Below are 16290 nucleotides of genomic sequence, written 5' to 3' on the forward strand. Positions count from 1 at the left end.
GCCGCTGTCTCAGCCTTTCAGCGGGACGATCTGGTTGGCGAGGAGCGCCTGGTACGCCTCCGGGTTGTAGCGCGCCAGGTGACCGCGGGCCTTCCGCCGGTACTTGAGGATCTGCCGGGTGCCGATCGCCCACAGCACATACTGGAACGCGAGCGCGAACTTGAAGTCGTCGATCGACTGCGGGGCGCCGCCGGACGACGCGTCGAGCAGGACGCCGACCATGCCGACGCAGATCAGTGTGGCGATGAAGCCGCCGGTGTTGACCATCCCGTTGGCCGCGCCGAACCGTGTCGTCGGGTTGAAGGTCCGGGCGTAGTCCAGCCCGAGCATCGAGCCCGGTCCGCCGGCAGCCTGTACGACGATCAGCAGCAGGAGCACGGGCAGCGGAGCACGCCCCGGCCAGAGCAGTACGACGGTCCACATGACCACGGAGCCGGCGATCACGGCCAGCACGATCCACGACCGGTAGAACGGGAACTTGGCGGCGTACCGCCCGACCAGGGGTCCGTAGCAGAGGCCGGCCAGCACTGGAATGATCAGCATGGCCGCAGCGGTCGTCGGAGCGAGTCCTTGACCCTGCACCAGGAACGGGAAGCCCCACAGCAGGCCGAACGTGCTGCCGGAGAAGCTGGTGGTGAAGTGCGTCCACAGGCCGAGCCGCGTGCCCGGCTCCTTCCAGGCGCGGCGCAGGTTGCGCTTCACCTCGTGCAGCGGCTGCTTGGCGCGGCGGAGCGGCTCGTCATACGGGGTGTTCTTGACGAGGAACAGGACGAGCAGTCCGGTCACCACGCTCAGCAGGCTCGCAGCAGCGAATGTCGGCGTCCAGCCGAAGGCATGGAAGGCAGCAGCCATCGGCACGGTCGACATGATCGCTCCGAGACCACCGAGCATTCCGGTCGCCTGTGACATCACCGGCTGGCGTAGCGCGGGGAACCACGACATGACCACACGCAGCACGCTGATGAAGACCAGTGCGTCACCGACACCCAGTACGGCGCGTGCTGCGAGCGCGGCGGGGTACGAATCGACCAGGCTGAAGGCTGACTGCGCTACGAAGAGCAGACCGGAGGCAGCGATCAGAAGGCGCTTGGAGCCGTACCGATCGAGCAGGACGCCGACCGGCACCTGCATCGCGGCGTACACCGTGAGCTGGACGACCGTGAAGCTGGCCAGGGCGGATGCGGAGATGTCGAAGCGCTCGGCGGCCTGCAGCCCGGCGACGCTCATCGAGCCGCGGTGCAGCACCGTCACGAGGTACGTCAGGACAGCAGTGGCCCACACCGCCCAGGCTCGCCGTCCGCCCAGGGGGAAGAGAAGTTCGGTCACCGAGTGCCCCGCAGATCTGTCGCGGCCTCGGCGATATGAGCGACGACGAGCTCGCGGAAGCGTTTGACGCTGTTGCCGCCGAGCGCGTCGATCATCTCCTGGTGCGCGGTGATCGACTTGTCCATCCGGGCCGGCTGCACCTCGATACCGGGCACGCCCATCCGGACCTGCCGGTCCCGCAGGCTGTTGTAGAGCTTGGCGAGGATCTGGTTGCCGGCAGCACCGACGATGGCCTCGTGGAACGCGCGGTCCGCCTCCAGGAAGCTCTTCGCGTCCCCCGTCTTGCGACAAGCGCGCATCTCGTCGACGCGCTGCGTCAGGGTCTCGATCAGCTGCTTGCGGCGCGGCCACACCTTGGCGGCGGCGTGCGTCTCGATCAGCTCGCGGGCCTCGAGGACGTCCTCGATCTCCTGCGGCAGCACCGGGAGGACCAGCGCGCCCTTCTTCGGGTACAGCTTGACCAGGCCGGACTCCTCCAAGCGCAGCAGCGCCTCGCGCACCGGCGTACGGGAGACGCCGACCGCCGTCGCGAGCTCACCCTCGGTGAGCAGCTCGCCCCCGGGATACGCCCGGTCCAGGATCGCGGCTTTCACGTACGCATACACGCGCTCGGCCGCGGGGATCTTCTCCACCCCCGGCGCCGCCTCGACGACCACGCGGGCGATCTCCGCGGTCTCGTCACCCAACATCAACGCGTCCGGCGCCTGCACCGGCTCCCCGCTTGCCACTGAACTCCCACCCATACGACTCGTATCTGTGTTGTATCTATCTTACACACACAGGTAATCCACTGCGGGCGGCCGATATTCCCCAGCTTGTCCACGAGTTATCCACAGGCAGATCCACAGGATGTGGGCAACGGAGCGTCATGCAGGGTTTCCCTAGCGTTGTGGATGAACGACTCCGCCGGTCGGCGATTCGCCCTAGAGTCTCGGGTTACCGGCCTGGGCCCGTCCGCCTGGGCGCTGCCCTGAGGAGGCACCTTGTCCCGAACGTCCCGTCCCCGCCGGCTGGCGGCCGGCCTGTCCGCCGCCGCGCTGGCGTGCGTGTCCCTCGCCGCCGCGACCGAAGCCAGCGCCGCCACGCCCGACGCCTCCGGTCCGCTGATGAATTACGTGGTCAACACGAAGGCCACGCCGGGTCACGTCCGCAAGGCCGAAGACGCGGTCAAGGACGCCGGCGGCACCGTGCTCACGTCGTACCGGCAATTCGGTGTGGTCGTCGCGCAATCGACCAACCCCAACTTCCGGACCGACATCCGCGCGACGCACAACGGGCGCGAGGTGCAGTCCGTCGGCGCCACCCGGACGGCCGCGGTCAGCGAAGGCCCCGGCGGGCTGAACGGCATCGACGACGCCGAGGCGACACCGGTCCTCGACCCGCGCGAGGGCGAGCAGTGGGACATGGTCCAGATCAAGGCGGACCAGGCGCACGCCATCACCGACGGCTCCCGGAGCGTCCTGGTCGGCATCAACGACAGCGGCGTCGACGACACCCACCCCGACCTCGCGCCGAACCTCGACGCCGCCGACTCGGTCAGCTGCGTGAACAACGGCGTACCGGACACCACCACAGGCGCCTGGCGGCCGACGACCAGCTCGCACGGCACCCACGTCGCCGGCACGGTCGCGGCGGCCCGCAACGGGGTCGGCATCGTCGGCGTCGCGCCCGGCGTACGGATCGCATCCGTCAAGGTCGTGAACGACGACGGCTTCATCTACCCGGAGTACTCGATCTGCGGGATCGTGTGGGCCGCGCAGCACAACATGGCCGTGACGAACCACAGCTACTTCATCGACCCGTTCGAGTTCTGGTGCAAGGACAACGGCGACCAGGGCGCGGTGCAGGAAGCCGTCCGACGCGCGTACGCGTGGGCGACCGACGAAGGCACGCTCTCGGTCGCGGCCGCCGGCAACTCGAACTACGACCTGTCCAACAAGACCACGGACAGCAACAGCCCGAACGACACGAACCCCGTCACCCGAACGATCAACAACGACTGCCTCGACATGCCGACCGAGCTGCCCGGTGTCATCACCGTCGCCAGCACCACCCAGGCCCGCGCGAAGAGCAGCTTCTCCAACTTCGGTCTCAACAAGATCGACGTCGCCGCCCCCGGCAGCTCGATCCTCTCCACCCTCCCCGGCAACCGCTACGGCCTCGCCAGCGGTACGTCGATGGCCTCGCCGCACGTCACCGGCGTAGCCGCCCTGATGAAGTCCACCCACCCGTGGTGGGGCCCACGTGACATCGAACGCGCCCTCCACCAGGAAGCAGACGACACCGCCTGCCCCACCACCCCCGACCCCCGCTGCACCGGCACCACCACCAACAACGCCTTCTACGGCGAAGGCATCGCCGACGCCCTGGACGCCGTAACCCCCTGATCCGAGCGGGGGTCCCCCGCCCGGGACCCCCGCTCCACCAGGACCACTTGATAAGTGGGGCTGCCCAGCAGACTGCTGGTCAGCCCCACGCGTCGTCTACGTCCGCCTTCTGCTCGGTGTCGAGAATGCTCCCGCGTGACGGAACGCGCAACACGGGCGGTGCGCCGCGCGACCGGGGGATCTGGCTCCGCTTCGACGGCGGGCGCGGCGCGGGATGCGGGGCGGTCGCTCGCGCGGTAGCGCGTGGCTTCAGTACTTCCCTAGCCGGTGGTGATCAGGATGATGCCGGCGACGACTACTGCTGCGGCGGCGGCTCGTTTGGGGCCGAAGCGTTCGTGGAAGAAGAGGGCGCCGATGATGGCGCCGAAGATGATGCTGGTTTCGCGGAGGGCGGCGATGGCGGCGAGGGTGCCTCGGGTTTGGGCCCAGAGGACGAGGCCGTAGGCCGCCATCGAGACAACGCCGCCGGCGAGGCCGGAGAGGACCGCGGGGCGGGGTAGGTCGAAGGTGCGCGGGCCGCGCCAGGCCAGGACCGCGAGCGGGATCGCGAAGCCTTGCAGCATGAAGACCCAGCCCATGTAGGTCGCCACCGGCATCTTGTGGACGGCGACCCCGTCGACAACTGTGTACGACGCGATCATCAGCCCAGTCCCGATCGCCGCGAACAGCGCCGGGACCTGACTGCGGCCGGGCCTGCCGATGAAGACGAGCGCGATGAGGCCGGCCGAGACGAGCAGTACTCCGGCCAGCTCCAGCGCAGCCAGTGTCTGGTGCAGTACGATGATCGACACGACAGCCACGACCCACGGCGACGTACCACGGGCCAACGGGTACATCTGGCTGAACTGCCCCAGCTGGTACGACGCCAGCAGCCCACCCAGGTACGCGACGTGCAACAACGCCGACGCGATGATGTATCCCCAAGTCCCGGCCGGCGGCAATCCCATCACCAGGACCGCGACGAGCCCGATCACCCCGGCCGCGAGCTCGAACAACGCCAGCCCGGCGACCCGATCCGGCGCCCCGTGAGCCATCGCGTTCCACGTCGCATGCAGAACCGCCGCCCCGAGCACCACCAGGATCACCAGCACCGCCCCACCTTCTCACCGGCCGGCGGACGAGGTCAGGTGGATTAGGCCCTGCGCGGTACCGAACGACAGGTAGTGCACTCGAAGACGCCGTACACACAACCAGCCCTCACGCTCAGGTGCGCTAGAGGCCGACCGAGCACTACCTGTCCGTCGGTACCGATGACAGCAGCCCAAGGGCAACCCTTCATCATGGCTGGGTGGAGACCTCGGCCGAGCATCGTCTGTATGACGCGGCGGCGCGTTGCCCCGCGGATCCGCGCTGGGCCGACCCCGCACGTCCGATCGAAGCCGCCGCCCAGGCGCTTGTGGACGGACTCGACTCACCCGCCCTGCGGGAGCTCGCCGGCGAACCATGGTCCGCCCGACCCGGGCCGCTCCGTCGCCTCCTCCTCGACGCCCTGGAAGAGCTCGGCATCCCGAATCCCGACGGCACGTCGCCTGGCCACCGGGTCAGCGGTACGTCGTACGCACGCCTCCCCACCGACAGGCTCCGGCTCGAGATCAGGACCGGTGAAGAGGTCCTGATCCACGTCAACGGGCTTGAGATCACCGAAGCCGGCGCCGGTATGGGCATGCACCCGTTCGACCTGTTCGTACCCGCCAACCAGCTCGTCGCGACCAGCGAGCCGCGCCGCGTGATCGTCGCACGCTGCACCTGCGGCGAATCGGGCTGCGGGTCGACCGAAGCGACGATCACGCGCGACGACGGCATCATCCATTGGGACTGGTCCGTCGACGTACCGCTAGGCCATGGCGTCACCTTCGAGGCGCCGGCGTACGACGCCGAGATCGCTCGGATCGGCTCCGACCGGAGCTGGCAGCGCCCGGTGGACACCGCCTCGCGGCTGGTGCTCGAAGTTCCAGGTCTTCCTCCGCTTCCCGATCAAGGAGCCGGAGCGGCTTGCCGACGAGATATTGCGTACTCTTCGGCAGCCGCCCGGACGCTGGCGGGCAACGTTCCATTCGATGGTGGCCGGTCGCCGCGGCCGCCCGTCGATGGCCGGCCGGCGTTGGCGTTCAGAGGACGCCTGGTGACCACAGCCCCAGGTCGCGAAGGCTCTCGGCGGTTTCGGTGATGGTGGTTTCGACGTCGCGGGGCTGCCAGCCGAGGGCGCGGGCGCGGTCGTTGTGGATGATCGGGCGCGGCAGATCCGGGCCTGGCGCTTCTTCCACAGGAGTCGCGACGCCGAGGCGGCGGTGCAGGATCCGGGCGAGCTCGAGGAAGCTGACCGTCGGACCGTTGGCGACGGCGAGGTAGCGGTTACCTGCGGCGTCGGGGGCGGCCATCGCGCGGACGTGCAGGTCGGCGACGTCGCGGACGTCGACCACGCCGAAGCGGGCGCGCGGGACGACGTCCAGTGACCCGTCGAGCATCATCTTGATCAGCTGGGTCGACGAGCGCAGGTCGGCGGTGAGCGTCGGTCCGAAGATGCCGGTCGGGTTGACGACGACCAGTTCGGTGGAACCGTCACGCATCAGGTGCCACGCGGCGCGCTCGGCGATCGCCTTCGAGCGCGGGTACGGCGCGAGCCCCGGCGTCTCGGGATCCGTCCAGTCCGCCTCGGTGAACTCGGCCCCGGGCTTCGGCGTGTAGCCGACCGCGGCGAACGACGACGTCAGTACGACGCGGCGCGCGCCGGCGTCTCGTGCCGCCCGCAGGACTCGCAGCGTCCCCTCACGCGCCGGGACGATCAGCTCGTCCGGATCCTCGGGCTGTGCGATCGGGATCGGCGAGGCGACGTGGTGGATCTCCGCACAGCCGTCGACCGCGGCCTTCCACCCGTCGTCCGACATCAGGTCCGCCTCGACGAACTCGAGGCGCGCGTCGTCGGCACCACCACGGCGTACGGCGGCGCGCACCGCGGCGCCACGTGCGGCCGAGCGCACCGTCGTACGGACGGAGTGCCCGTCACGCAGGAGCCGCGCGATCAGATGGGTCGCCAAATAGCCGGAACCGCCGGTGACCAGGATCATCGCAGCTCACCCACCACGGGCACGAGCCGGCGGATCGCCTCGGCCTCAGCTGTTTCGTCGCCGCGATCGCGGGCGTCCCAGAGCTCGGCCTTCCCGCGCAGGTACGCGAGCCGGACGCGCTGGGCCGCGATCTCGGCCTCGATCCGCTCAGCGTGCCGCAGCAGCAGATCGCGCTGCTCGGCCGCGGCCTCCCGTCCCCGCGAGCGGTTGGCGAGGTATGTCCGCATGTCCTCGATGCTGACGCCGGCCGCGCGCAGACAGGCCAGTGCTTCGAGCGTGTCGACGTCCGTACTGCGGTAGCGCCGATGCCCACTGCTCTCGTCCCGGCCGATCGGGCCGACCAGCCCGACGTCCTCGTAGTACCGCAGCGTCGGCTCGCTCAGCCCGCTCCGGCGCGCGACCTCTTGAATGGTGAAGCTCGTCATGCCCACCACGTTCACACACTTAAAGCGCTTGAGGTCAACAGTCCTGGTCCCGCGTCCCCTGTGCCCGGCGTCACGTCCCTGGGCTGTCACAGGAATCGGGTGGCCGGCACCTCGTGGTCGAAGGAAGGATCAAGAGAACGGAAGGACATCATGAGCAAGGTCTGGTTCGTCACCGGTTCGTCGCGTGGCTTGGGGCGCAACTTCGTCGAGGCTGCGCTGTCCCGAGGCGACAAGGTGGCCGCGACAGCCCGGAACATCGAAGGCCTCGAGAACCTGGTCGTCGCTTTCGGCGACGCGGTGCTCCCGCTGGCGCTGGACGTGACCGACAAGGAGGCGGTGGTCGACGGCGTTCGGCGGGCTGTCGAACACTTCGGGCGGATCGATGTCGTCGTGAACAACGCCGGGTACGCACAGATCGGCGCGATCGAGGAGCTGACCGAGCAGGATCTCCGCGACCAATTGGAGACCAATCTGTTCGGTGCGGTCTGGGTCGTTCAGGCCGTGCTGCCGCACCTCCGCGCTCAGGGTGCGGGCCACATCGTCCAGTTGTCCTCGGCGGCCGGGATCGTCGCGATGCCGCTCGGCGGCGCGTACCACGCGTCCAAGTGGGCGCTGGAGGGACTCAACGAAGCCCTGGCGGGCGAGGTCGCGGACTTCGGTGTGAAGGTCACCGTCATCGAGCCGGCCGGGTACGCGACCCGCGACGGCAAGAACCCGAACCCGCTCGACAACGGGCACGTGGCCGAGCCCAACCCGGCGTACGACGGGCTCCGCCGGCGCCTCGGTCAGCTCGTGGGGAAGCAGCCGGCCGGGGACCCGGCTGCGGCGGCTCAGGCACTGCTCGAGCTCGTCGACAGCGACAACCCGCCGCTGCGGGTGCTGTTCGGGCAGGGCTTCTACCCGATGATCGAGCAGGCGTACGCCGACCGGCTGAGGACGTGGTCGGACTGGCAGGACTTCTCTGCCCGCGCCCACGCCCGCTGAATTCGGCGGTGCCGGCCTGGCCTGGGGAGGATTCCCGGCAGAAATCCTCCCCAGCTGACGCCGGGCTCAGAACATCAGTGCGCGGGCCGGATCCTCGAGGATGCCGGCGACGTCGGCGAGGAAGGTGGAGCCCTTCTCGCCGTCGATCAGGCGATGGTCGAACGACAGCGCGAGCGTGGTGATCCAGCGCGGGACGATCTCGTCGTCCACCACCCACGGCTGCTTGCGGACCGCGCCGAAGGCGAGGATCGCGGCCTCGCCCGGGTTGATGATCGGCGTCCCGGCGTCGACGCCGAACACGCCGACGTTGGTGATCGTGAACGAGCCGCCGGCCTGGTCGGCCGGTTGGGTCTTGCCCTCGCGGGCGGTCGCGACCAGATCGTTCAGCGCCCGGCACAGGTCCGGCAGGGTGAGCGCGTCGGCACCCTTGATGTTCGGGACGATCAGGCCGCGCGGGGTGGCCGCGGCGATGCCGAGGTTGACCGCGCCCTTGTAGACGATCTCCTGGGCCTGCTCGTCCCAGGCCGCGTTGACGATCGGCGTACGGCGGGCCGCCAGCGTGACAGCCTTCGCGACGATCAGCAACGGCGAGACGCGCAGATCCTTGAACGCCCGGTCCGACTTCAGCCGCTCGACCAGCTCCATGGTGGCGCTGACGTCGACGGTGATCCACTCGGTCACGTGCGGCGCGGTGAACGCGCTGGCGACCATCGCCTGCGCCATCACCTTCTGCACGCCCTTGACCGGTACGCGCGTGTCCTCGCGCCCGCTGACCACAGGTTCGTACGTCGCAGCAGCCGGCGCCTCGACCGGAGCCGCGGCGTAGGCCTCCACGTCCGCGCGGGTGATCACACCACCCGGCCCGGTCGGGGCAACCGCGGCCAGGTCGATCCCCAGATCCTTGGCGAGCTTCCGCACCGGCGGCTTCGCCAGCACATGCACAGACCCGTTGCCCTCAGCAACCGGCGCCCGCGGCGCCGGGGTGGGGAGGGAGGCCGCGCCCGTGGACGGCGCCGCCGCGGCGGCGGCAGGTGCCGGCTGGGCGGCCGGGGCCTGCGGTGCGGGGACGGCGGTACCGGCGTCCGCGGCGGGTGCTGTTGCAGCTGCGGTCGTCCCGCCCGCAGCCGGAGCCGGCGCCGAGCCGGCGGAGGCCGCGGGTTTGCGGGCTCGGCGTTTGGCTTCGGTGGTCTTGGGGCCGTAGCCGACCAGGACCGCCGTACGGCCGCCGGATTCCTCCGGTTCCGGGACCGACGGGACCAGGTCGTCGGCGAGGGCTTCGGCGGCTTCGGCGGAGTCGGTCTGCACGGAGATGATCGGCGTACCGACCGGGACCGTTTCGCCTTCCGGTACGAGGAGCTCGGTGACGACGCCCGCGAAGGGGACCGGCAGCTCGACCAGCGACTTCGCGGTCTCGATCTCGACGATGGTGTCGTTGAGCTTGACCGTGTCGCCGGGCTTGACCTTCCAGCTGACGATCTCGGCCTCGACGAGTCCTTCGCCGACGTCGGGGAGACGGAACTGCTGGACGCCCATCAGTACCCCATCACCCGGTCGACGCCGTCCAGCACCCGGTCGAGGTCCGGCAGGTAGTCGTCCTCCATCCGCGACGGCGGGTACGGCGTGTCGTACCCGGTCACCCGGAGCACCGGCGCCTCGAGGTGGTAGAAGCACTCCTCGGTCACCCGCGCCGCGATCTCCGACCCCGGCCCGAACGAGTACGGTGCCTCGTGCACCACGACCGCACGACGAGTCTTGCGAACCGACGCGAAGATCGTCGCCAGGTCGAACGGCGCGATCGTCCGCAGGTCGATGACCTCCAGGTTGCGGCCGTCCTCGACCGCGGCCTCGGCCGCCTGCAGGCAGGTCTTCACCATCGGCCCGTAGCAGAGCAGCGTCGCGTCGGTGCCCTCGCGGACCACCTTGGCCTTGTGCAGCGGCAGCGCCGGCGGCACGGACTCGTCCAGCTCGGCCTTCTCGTGGTACCGGCGCTTCGGCTCGAAGAACACCACCGGGTCGTCGGACTCGATCGCCTGCTGGATCATCCAGTACGCGTCGACCGGGTCGCCGCAGGAGATCACCTTGAGCCCCGGCACGTGCGCGAACAGCGTCTCCGGCGACTCCGAGTGGTGCTCGACCGCTCCGATGCCGCCGCCGTACGGGATCCGGATGACGACCGGCATCCTGATCTTGCCCATCGACCGGTAGTGCATCTTGGCGACCTGGTTGATGATCTGGTCGTACGCCGGGAACACGAACCCGTCGAACTGGATCTCGCAGACCGGGCGGTAGCCGCGCAGCGCCAGACCGACCGCGGTGCCGATGATGCCGGACTCGGCCAGCGGGGTGTCGATCACCCGGTCCTCGCCGAAGTCCTTCTGCAGCCCTTCGGTGACCCGGAACACGCCGCCGAGCTTGCCGATGTCCTCGCCCATCACGACGACCTTGGCGTCTTTTTCCATCGAGGCCCGGAGCCCGGCGTTGATGGCCTTGCCGAGAGTGATTTTGGTCATCGCTCAGCCCTCGCCTTCGAACGAAGCGGCGTACGCGGCGAACTGCTCGCGCTGCTCGGCCAGTTGCGGCGTCTCGTCGACGTAGACGTTCTGGAAGAAGTCGGTGAGCACCGGGTCGGGCAGCGCGAGGCAGCCGGCCCGCAGTTCGGCGGCGACCTTGTCCGCCTCGGCGTCGACGTCGTCGAAGAAGTCGTTGCCGATCCCGGCGTGCCGGGTCAGGTAGGCGTGCACGCGCTCGATCGGGTCCTTGAGCTTCCAGTGCTCGAGGTCCTCGTTCAGCCGGTACTTCGTCGGGTCGTCGGAGGTGGTGTGCGCGCCCATCCGGTACGTGTACGCCTCGATCAGCGACGGCCCGCTGCCCTCGCGGGCGCGCTTCAGGGCCTGCTGCGTGACGGCGTACGTCGCGAGCACGTCGTTGCCGTCGACGCGGACCCCGGGGAAGCCGAAGCCGGCGGCGCGCTGGTACAGCGGGATCCGGGTCTGCCGGTCGATCGGCTCCGAGATCGCCCACTGGTTGTTCTGGCAGAAGAACACCACCGGCGCGTTGAACACCGAGGACCAGATGAAGGCCTCGTTCACGTCGCCCTGGCTGCTGGCGCCGTCACCGAAGTACGCGATCGTGGCCTCGCCGGAGTCCGGGTCGCCGACCGCGTGGTCGCGCTGCTGGCCCATCGCGTAGCCGGTCGCGTGCAGCGTCTGCGCGCCGATCACGATCGTGTACAGGTGGAAGTTGTTGTCCTTGGGGTCCCACGCGCCTTGGTCGACGCCGCGGAACAGGCCGAGCAGGTTCAGCGGGTTGACGCCCTGACAGAACGCGACGCCGTGCTCGCGGTACGTCGGGAAGACCATGTCCTTCTTGTTCAACGCCCGGCCGGAGCCGATCTGGGCGGCCTCCTGGCCGAGCAGCGACGCCCACAGCCCGAGCTCACCCTGGCGTTGCAGGGCGGTCGCCTCGGCGTCGATCCGGCGGACCAGGACCATGTCCCGGTAGAAGCCCTCGATCACCTGGTCGTCCAGGTCGAACGAGTAGTCCGGGTGCTCGACGCGCTCGCCTTCGGGCGTCAGGAGCTGGACGAACTCGACCTCTTCGGAGGCCTGGGGCGGACTGACCGGCGCCTCGTGGGGCGCGAACACTTCCGGGGCAGGGCCCGGGACAGACTCACTCACATGCACTCCTCGGGTTCGAGCGCGGGATCGCCGCGACCGCAACGTTGCACGGGGACCGGCCTCTTCAGCCGGGTGAGGCTACGGCAGGTCCGCGTGGATCCAGGGTTGATGCACTGCTGGCAGTGGACCTCCTCACTGGTCTCACTCCCATCTTGCGGACACCGTACCGACCAGTTGCCTGATCCGCTAACTGTCTGGACTCCGGCGGGTACGGCGGTACCGAAATCGGTCTCGCGGTGAGACACCAGTCCATCCACTGGTCCGATCGGCACGCTCATATGACAGTGATCGAGCATCTCGACGAGAAGTGTCACAACTTGATTGCGGGCCTCCCCCGCGTGGCGGGATACCGCTGACTACTGACCGGATATCACCTTGCGGGGGTCGCACCCCGGTCGTAGCGTAAGCATCGTTATTGCAGAACGCCCCTGACACTTCGAGGAGTCGCACGATGGCCACCTCCGCTCCGGCCAGAGTGGCCGAGACCGGTTCCCGGACGACCTCGGGCGCGATGATCTGGACCGCGCTCGCGGTCGTCTACGTCGTCTGGGGCTCGACCTACCTGGCGATCCGCGTGGTGGTCGAGGCCGAGATCCCGCCGATGCTGGGGATGGCCGCCCGATTCCTGACCGCGGCGCTGCTGCTGGCGACAGGGCTGGCCCTGAAATCCGGTTGGCAGCGGCTGCGGATCACCCGCCGGGAGGCCGTCGGAGCGGCCACGGTCGGTGTCCTCCTGCTTGCCCTGGGCAACGGCGCGGTGGCGGTCGCGGAGCAGACGGTGCCGTCCGGGCTCGCGGCGTTGCTGGTCGCGGCGATCCCGTTGTGGCTGATGCTGCTGCGGGTCGGCGGCGGTGAGCGCCCACGGGCGATGACGTGGGTCGGCGTACTGATCGGGTTCGGCGGGGCGGCCCTGCTCGCGTTATCAGGTGGCAACACGAGCGCGAAGCCGCTGTCGGTGGCGATCCTGGTCGGCGGCACGATCTGCTGGGCGATCGGCTCGCGGTACGCGCCGCGACTCGGGCTGCCGCGAGACCCGCTGGTGACGGCGCTCTACGAGATGATCTTCGGCGGTACGGCGATGGTGCTGCTCGCCGCACTGCGGGGCGAGCCGGGGCGGCTGCACCTCGACCGGATCCACGGGAGCGGATGGATCGCGCTCGCGTACCTGGTGGTGTTCGGGTCGCTGCTCGCCTACACGGCGTACTCGTACCTGCTGGCGAACGCGCCGATCTCGCTGGTCGGCACCTATGCGTACGTGAACCCGGCGGTCGCGGTGTTCCTCGGCTGGCTGATCCTGAGCGAGAGCCTGACCTGGCAGATCCTGCTCGGCGGCGCGGTGATCATCGTCGGCGTCGCACTCGTCGTCACCGCGGAGCGCCGGCGCCGGTAACCGGCAAAGGAAAGACCCGGGCCCAAGGGACCCGGGTCTCCCACCGCTGCCGATGCGCGCGGCAGCGGGTCTGGCCGCCGGTCGCGCCCTGCCCCGAAAAAACACGGCACGATACTCCGGCAATGCTTCCAACATATTCCGACGAATCGTGCTATTGCCAATTCGGCAGCCACCGAGCCCACCGAAACAATCTTTCCGATTCATCGGGCGTCCGTCACCCGCGCTGACTCAACGACGTACCCGGATCGCGGTTACGGTTCTTTTCATCTCAACTTCCACTCACTCTCCCGGCCGCTCCATTACCAGCAAGTTGCCTGGTCAGCGGCGGGTTTCGTTGTCCTGTCAGGGAAGTCATCACCGCGCTGCTATGCACTCCGGCGCCGCTGGAATAGTTGACAAAAAAGTTTGTAACCGGGGGTGCCGGGTGTCGTTACCACTAAGACGAATCCGTCAAAACCCGAAAGGAAACCTGGCATAATGCAGGTAACTCGTAAGATCGTCGCCGCCGCGGCAGTGGCGACCGTTGCCACCCTCGGCCTGGCCACCGTCGTGAGCGCCAACGTTCTCGACGACGCGCAGCAGAAGGCTCAGGTCACGGGCCTGGCCGACGCGGTCTCCTCGGCCAGCAAGGGCTACGACGAGGGCCACGCTCGCTGGTGGGGCATGCACAAGGACGGCTCGCTGGTCGCCATCGACCGCAACGACCTCGGCGCGTTCCAGGCCTGCCACAACCTCGGTGCCGGCACCGGCATCGGCGGCACCGTGCCGGCCAACGACATCACCGGCATCGTGGGCTGGGGCAACGACGGCAACAGCGTGACCGCCGTCAAGACCTGCGAGCAGGAGAACGAGCAGAACCGCAAGTGGTACAAGGCTGACGGCAACGGTGTCGTCTCCGTGTCCGACAACAAGGTCGGCCCGTGGCAGGTCTGCCACAACCAGGTCGACATCACGGGCATCGGCGGCACTGTCCCGCTGTCGAACCCGACCGGCATCCTGGGCCTGGACAACGACGGCAACTCCGTCGACTCGCTCAAGACCTGCGAGCAGAGCAACGAGCAGAACAACTGACCCTCCCTGGTCAGTGATGCAGGACCCGAAAGAGCCACCTCGGTGGGGTGACTGATTCGGAGCAACACCGCGGCGCCGGGAGCAAGCCTCACTCCTCCCGGCGCCGCTTCTTCGTGTCTGGCCGCGCTCAGAGTTTGCGGACGTCGACGCAGGAGCCGTTGGGGAGATCCCGGGTGAGCAGGGACCAGATGCCGGCGGCCGCCGCCTCGGGCGTGGTCAGGGCACCGGTGCGTTCGAGCTCGAGGAAGCGGCTCACGGCCGGGAAGGCGGTCTCGTCGGTCGCGCGGATCTCGGACTGCATGGCGGTGTCGACCACGCCTGGCGCCACCGCGATGACTCGGCAGCCGTCGGCGGGTTGTTCCTGACCGACGGTCCGGACCCAGTGCTCCACTGCTGCTTTACCTGCGTTGTACGACGACCAACCGGCGTACGCCGTTGTCGCGGCGCCGGAGGAGAGCATGATCAGGTGCCGCTCGCAGGTGAGGTGCGCCGACGCGCGGAGGAACGCGGCGCCGAGGACCTGCGGCGCGGCCGAGTTCAGCAGGACGGCCCGGTTGTAGGCGTCCGGATCCGCCTCGGCCGCCGGGCCGATGGGCGTGATCGTGCCGGCGTTGTGGATGAAGACCACGCGCTCACCGTCGTACGCCGCCAGCTCGTCGGCGAACTGCGCCGCGACCCGCGACCAGTCCGCGGGATCCGCGAGGTCGGCCTTGAAGTGTTCGGCCGCGCCCCCGCCACGGGAGACGTCGATGATCCGGGCGTCCGGGAAAGGCACCGCAGCGACCAGCGCGGCACCGATCCCGGCAGAGGCCCCGGAAATCCAGACGAGACTACTCAACGGTCACTGGCGCCAGGCGCGGGCGACCTGCAGGAACAGATCGTTGGCCTCGCGTTCGCCGATCGTGACGCGGACGCCTTCGCCGGGGAACGGGCGGACCGAGACTCCCTCCGCCTGGACCGCCTCGGCGAACCGGACCGTGTCCTCACCCAGGTCGAGCCAGACGAAGTTCGTCTCCGACTCCGGCACGTCCCAGCCGGCGGCCCGGAGCGCGGCCATGACCCGCTGCCGCTCCTCGACCAGGGCGTCGACGCGCTCCAGCAACTCGTCCTCGACACCCAGGGACGCGATCGCGGCGGCCTGGGCCACGTAGCTGACGCCGAACGGCAGCGCGCACTTCCGGATCGCGGCGACGACGTCCGGGTGACCGATCGCGTACCCGACCCGGAACCCGGCCAGCCCGTACGCCTTCGAGAACGTCCGCAGGACGAGCACGTTCGGCCGGTCGCGGTACAGCTCGACGCCGTCCACGACGTCGGTCTCCCGGACGAATTCGCGGTACGCCTCGTCGATCACGACCAGTACGTTCGACGGCACGGCGTCGAGGAACGCGACCAGCTCGTCGCGGCGTACCACCGGGCCGGTCGGGTTGTTCGGCGTACAGACCAGCACGACCTTGGTACGGTCGGTGATCGCGGCCTCCATCGCCTTGAAGTCGTGGCGGGCCTCGGCGGTCAGCGGGACCTTGACCGACGTCGCGCCGGTCAGCTGCACCGCGATCGGGTACGCCTCGAACGAGCGCCAGGCGTAGATCACCTCGTCACCGTCGGCGACCGTCGCCTGCAGCAGGTGGTACAGCAGCGCGACCGAGCCGGTCCCGACCGCGAGATCGCTCACCGGTACGCCGAACCGGGCGGACAGCGCCTCGAGCAGCTCGACCGCGCCCATGTCCGGGTACCGGTTCATGTGCGCCGCGGCCTCGGTCGCGGCGGCGAGCACCCCGGGCAGCGGCGGGTACGGGTTCTCGTTGCTGGACAGCTTGTACGTCGGGCGGCCGTCGGAGCGCTCCGGCGGACGGCCGGGCTTGTAAGCCGCGACATCGTCCAGACAGGCGCGAAAGCGAACCTCGTTGTCAGGGGTCATGCCCGCAGGTTAGTCCTTACCGATTCCCAGAACCACCCTGTCCC

At 69.2% G+C, this 16290-nt stretch carries 15 protein-coding genes; 5 read left to right on the forward strand and 10 right to left on the reverse strand.

Going from position 1 to position 16290, the window contains the following annotated elements; translation table 11 throughout:
- Positions 1 to 9: 9 nt before the first annotated feature.
- Both AB0L64_RS00350 and AB0L64_RS00355 read right to left on the reverse strand, forming a co-directional pair.
- Positions 10 to 1326, reverse strand: a complete 1317-nt coding sequence (locus AB0L64_RS00350) for an MFS transporter (protein WP_363706178.1) — start codon at positions 1324 to 1326, stop codon at positions 10 to 12.
- Positions 1323 to 2054 carry a GntR family transcriptional regulator gene (locus tag AB0L64_RS00355; RefSeq protein ID WP_363706180.1) on the reverse strand — a complete coding sequence of 244 codons (732 nt, stop codon included), beginning with the start codon at positions 2052 to 2054 and terminating at the stop codon, positions 1323 to 1325. Before AB0L64_RS00355 ends, AB0L64_RS00350 begins: the two co-directional genes overlap by 4 nt.
- Positions 2055 to 2309: 255 nt before the next feature.
- On the opposite strand from AB0L64_RS00355, the gene AB0L64_RS00360 reads away from it, so the two are divergent.
- Entirely contained in the window at positions 2310 to 3713 is a 1404-nt protein-coding gene (locus AB0L64_RS00360; RefSeq protein WP_363706182.1) for a S8 family serine peptidase, read from the forward strand.
- Positions 3714 to 3973: 260 nt separating this feature from the next.
- Here the strand turns inward: AB0L64_RS00360 and AB0L64_RS00365 are convergent, their stop codons facing one another.
- On the reverse strand, positions 3974 to 4804 hold the full coding sequence (locus AB0L64_RS00365) for a DMT family transporter (RefSeq protein WP_363706184.1): 831 nt from the start codon (positions 4802 to 4804) through the stop codon (positions 3974 to 3976).
- A 197-nt stretch (positions 4805 to 5001) separates the two neighbouring features.
- Between AB0L64_RS00365 and AB0L64_RS00370 the strand changes: the two genes are divergently transcribed.
- Positions 5002 to 5880, forward strand: a complete 879-nt coding sequence (locus AB0L64_RS00370; RefSeq protein ID WP_363706186.1) for a hypothetical protein — start codon at positions 5002 to 5004, stop codon at positions 5878 to 5880.
- Here AB0L64_RS00370 and AB0L64_RS00375 read toward each other — a convergent pair.
- Both AB0L64_RS00375 and AB0L64_RS00380 read right to left on the reverse strand, forming a co-directional pair.
- The gene (locus AB0L64_RS00375) at positions 5822 to 6778 is read right to left on the reverse strand and encodes an NAD-dependent epimerase/dehydratase family protein (RefSeq protein WP_363706188.1); all 957 of its coding nucleotides are present in this window, start codon (positions 6776 to 6778) and stop codon (positions 5822 to 5824) included. The genes AB0L64_RS00370 and AB0L64_RS00375 overlap by 59 nt on opposite strands.
- Positions 6775 to 7203, reverse strand: a complete 429-nt coding sequence (locus AB0L64_RS00380) for a MerR family transcriptional regulator (protein ID WP_363706190.1) — start codon at positions 7201 to 7203, stop codon at positions 6775 to 6777. The genes AB0L64_RS00375 and AB0L64_RS00380 overlap by 4 nt, the downstream gene beginning before the upstream one ends.
- Before the next feature lie 150 nt (positions 7204 to 7353).
- Between AB0L64_RS00380 and AB0L64_RS00385 the strand changes: the two genes are divergently transcribed.
- Positions 7354 to 8187 carry an SDR family NAD(P)-dependent oxidoreductase gene (locus AB0L64_RS00385; RefSeq protein WP_363706192.1) on the forward strand — a complete coding sequence of 278 codons (834 nt, stop codon included), beginning with the start codon at positions 7354 to 7356 and terminating at the stop codon, positions 8185 to 8187.
- A gap of 66 nt (positions 8188 to 8253) precedes the next feature.
- On the opposite strand, the gene AB0L64_RS00390 is transcribed toward AB0L64_RS00385, so the two are convergent.
- The 3 genes from AB0L64_RS00390 to pdhA are packed head-to-tail and all read right to left on the reverse strand — an operon-like array spanning position 8254 to position 11762.
- The gene (locus AB0L64_RS00390) at positions 8254 to 9720 is read right to left on the reverse strand and encodes a dihydrolipoamide acetyltransferase family protein (RefSeq protein WP_363706194.1); all 1467 of its coding nucleotides are present in this window, start codon (positions 9718 to 9720) and stop codon (positions 8254 to 8256) included.
- A complete protein-coding gene (locus tag AB0L64_RS00395; protein WP_363706196.1) occupies positions 9720 to 10697 on the reverse strand; it encodes an alpha-ketoacid dehydrogenase subunit beta in 978 nt (325 codons plus the stop codon). The genes AB0L64_RS00390 and AB0L64_RS00395 overlap by 1 nt, the downstream gene beginning before the upstream one ends.
- Before the next feature lie 3 nt (positions 10698 to 10700).
- Complete coding sequence (gene pdhA, locus AB0L64_RS00400; protein ID WP_363708067.1) at positions 10701 to 11762, reverse strand: pyruvate dehydrogenase (acetyl-transferring) E1 component subunit alpha; 1062 nt, start codon at positions 11760 to 11762, stop codon at positions 10701 to 10703.
- A 553-nt stretch (positions 11763 to 12315) separates the two neighbouring features.
- On the opposite strand from pdhA, the gene AB0L64_RS00405 reads away from it, so the two are divergent.
- On the forward strand, positions 12316 to 13254 hold the full coding sequence (locus tag AB0L64_RS00405) for an EamA family transporter (protein ID WP_363706198.1): 939 nt from the start codon (positions 12316 to 12318) through the stop codon (positions 13252 to 13254).
- 477 nt (positions 13255 to 13731) lie between these two features.
- A complete protein-coding gene (locus AB0L64_RS00410) occupies positions 13732 to 14325 on the forward strand; it encodes a hypothetical protein (RefSeq protein ID WP_363706200.1) in 594 nt (197 codons plus the stop codon).
- A 127-nt stretch (positions 14326 to 14452) separates the two neighbouring features.
- On the opposite strand, the gene AB0L64_RS00415 is transcribed toward AB0L64_RS00410, so the two are convergent.
- Together AB0L64_RS00415 and hisC are read right to left on the reverse strand one after the other, a co-directional pair.
- On the reverse strand, positions 14453 to 15163 hold the full coding sequence (locus tag AB0L64_RS00415) for an SDR family NAD(P)-dependent oxidoreductase (RefSeq protein WP_363706202.1): 711 nt from the start codon (positions 15161 to 15163) through the stop codon (positions 14453 to 14455).
- Between the two features lie 3 nt (positions 15164 to 15166).
- Positions 15167 to 16246, reverse strand: coding sequence for a histidinol-phosphate transaminase (gene hisC / locus AB0L64_RS00420; RefSeq protein WP_359935815.1), 1080 nt, complete (start codon positions 16244 to 16246; stop codon positions 15167 to 15169).
- Between the last annotated feature and the right edge of the window lie 44 nt (positions 16247 to 16290).

Source organism: Kribbella sp. NPDC051936 (genome assembly GCF_040680955.1).
In the GTDB taxonomy this organism is placed as follows: Bacteria; Actinomycetota; Actinomycetes; order Propionibacteriales; family Kribbellaceae; genus Kribbella.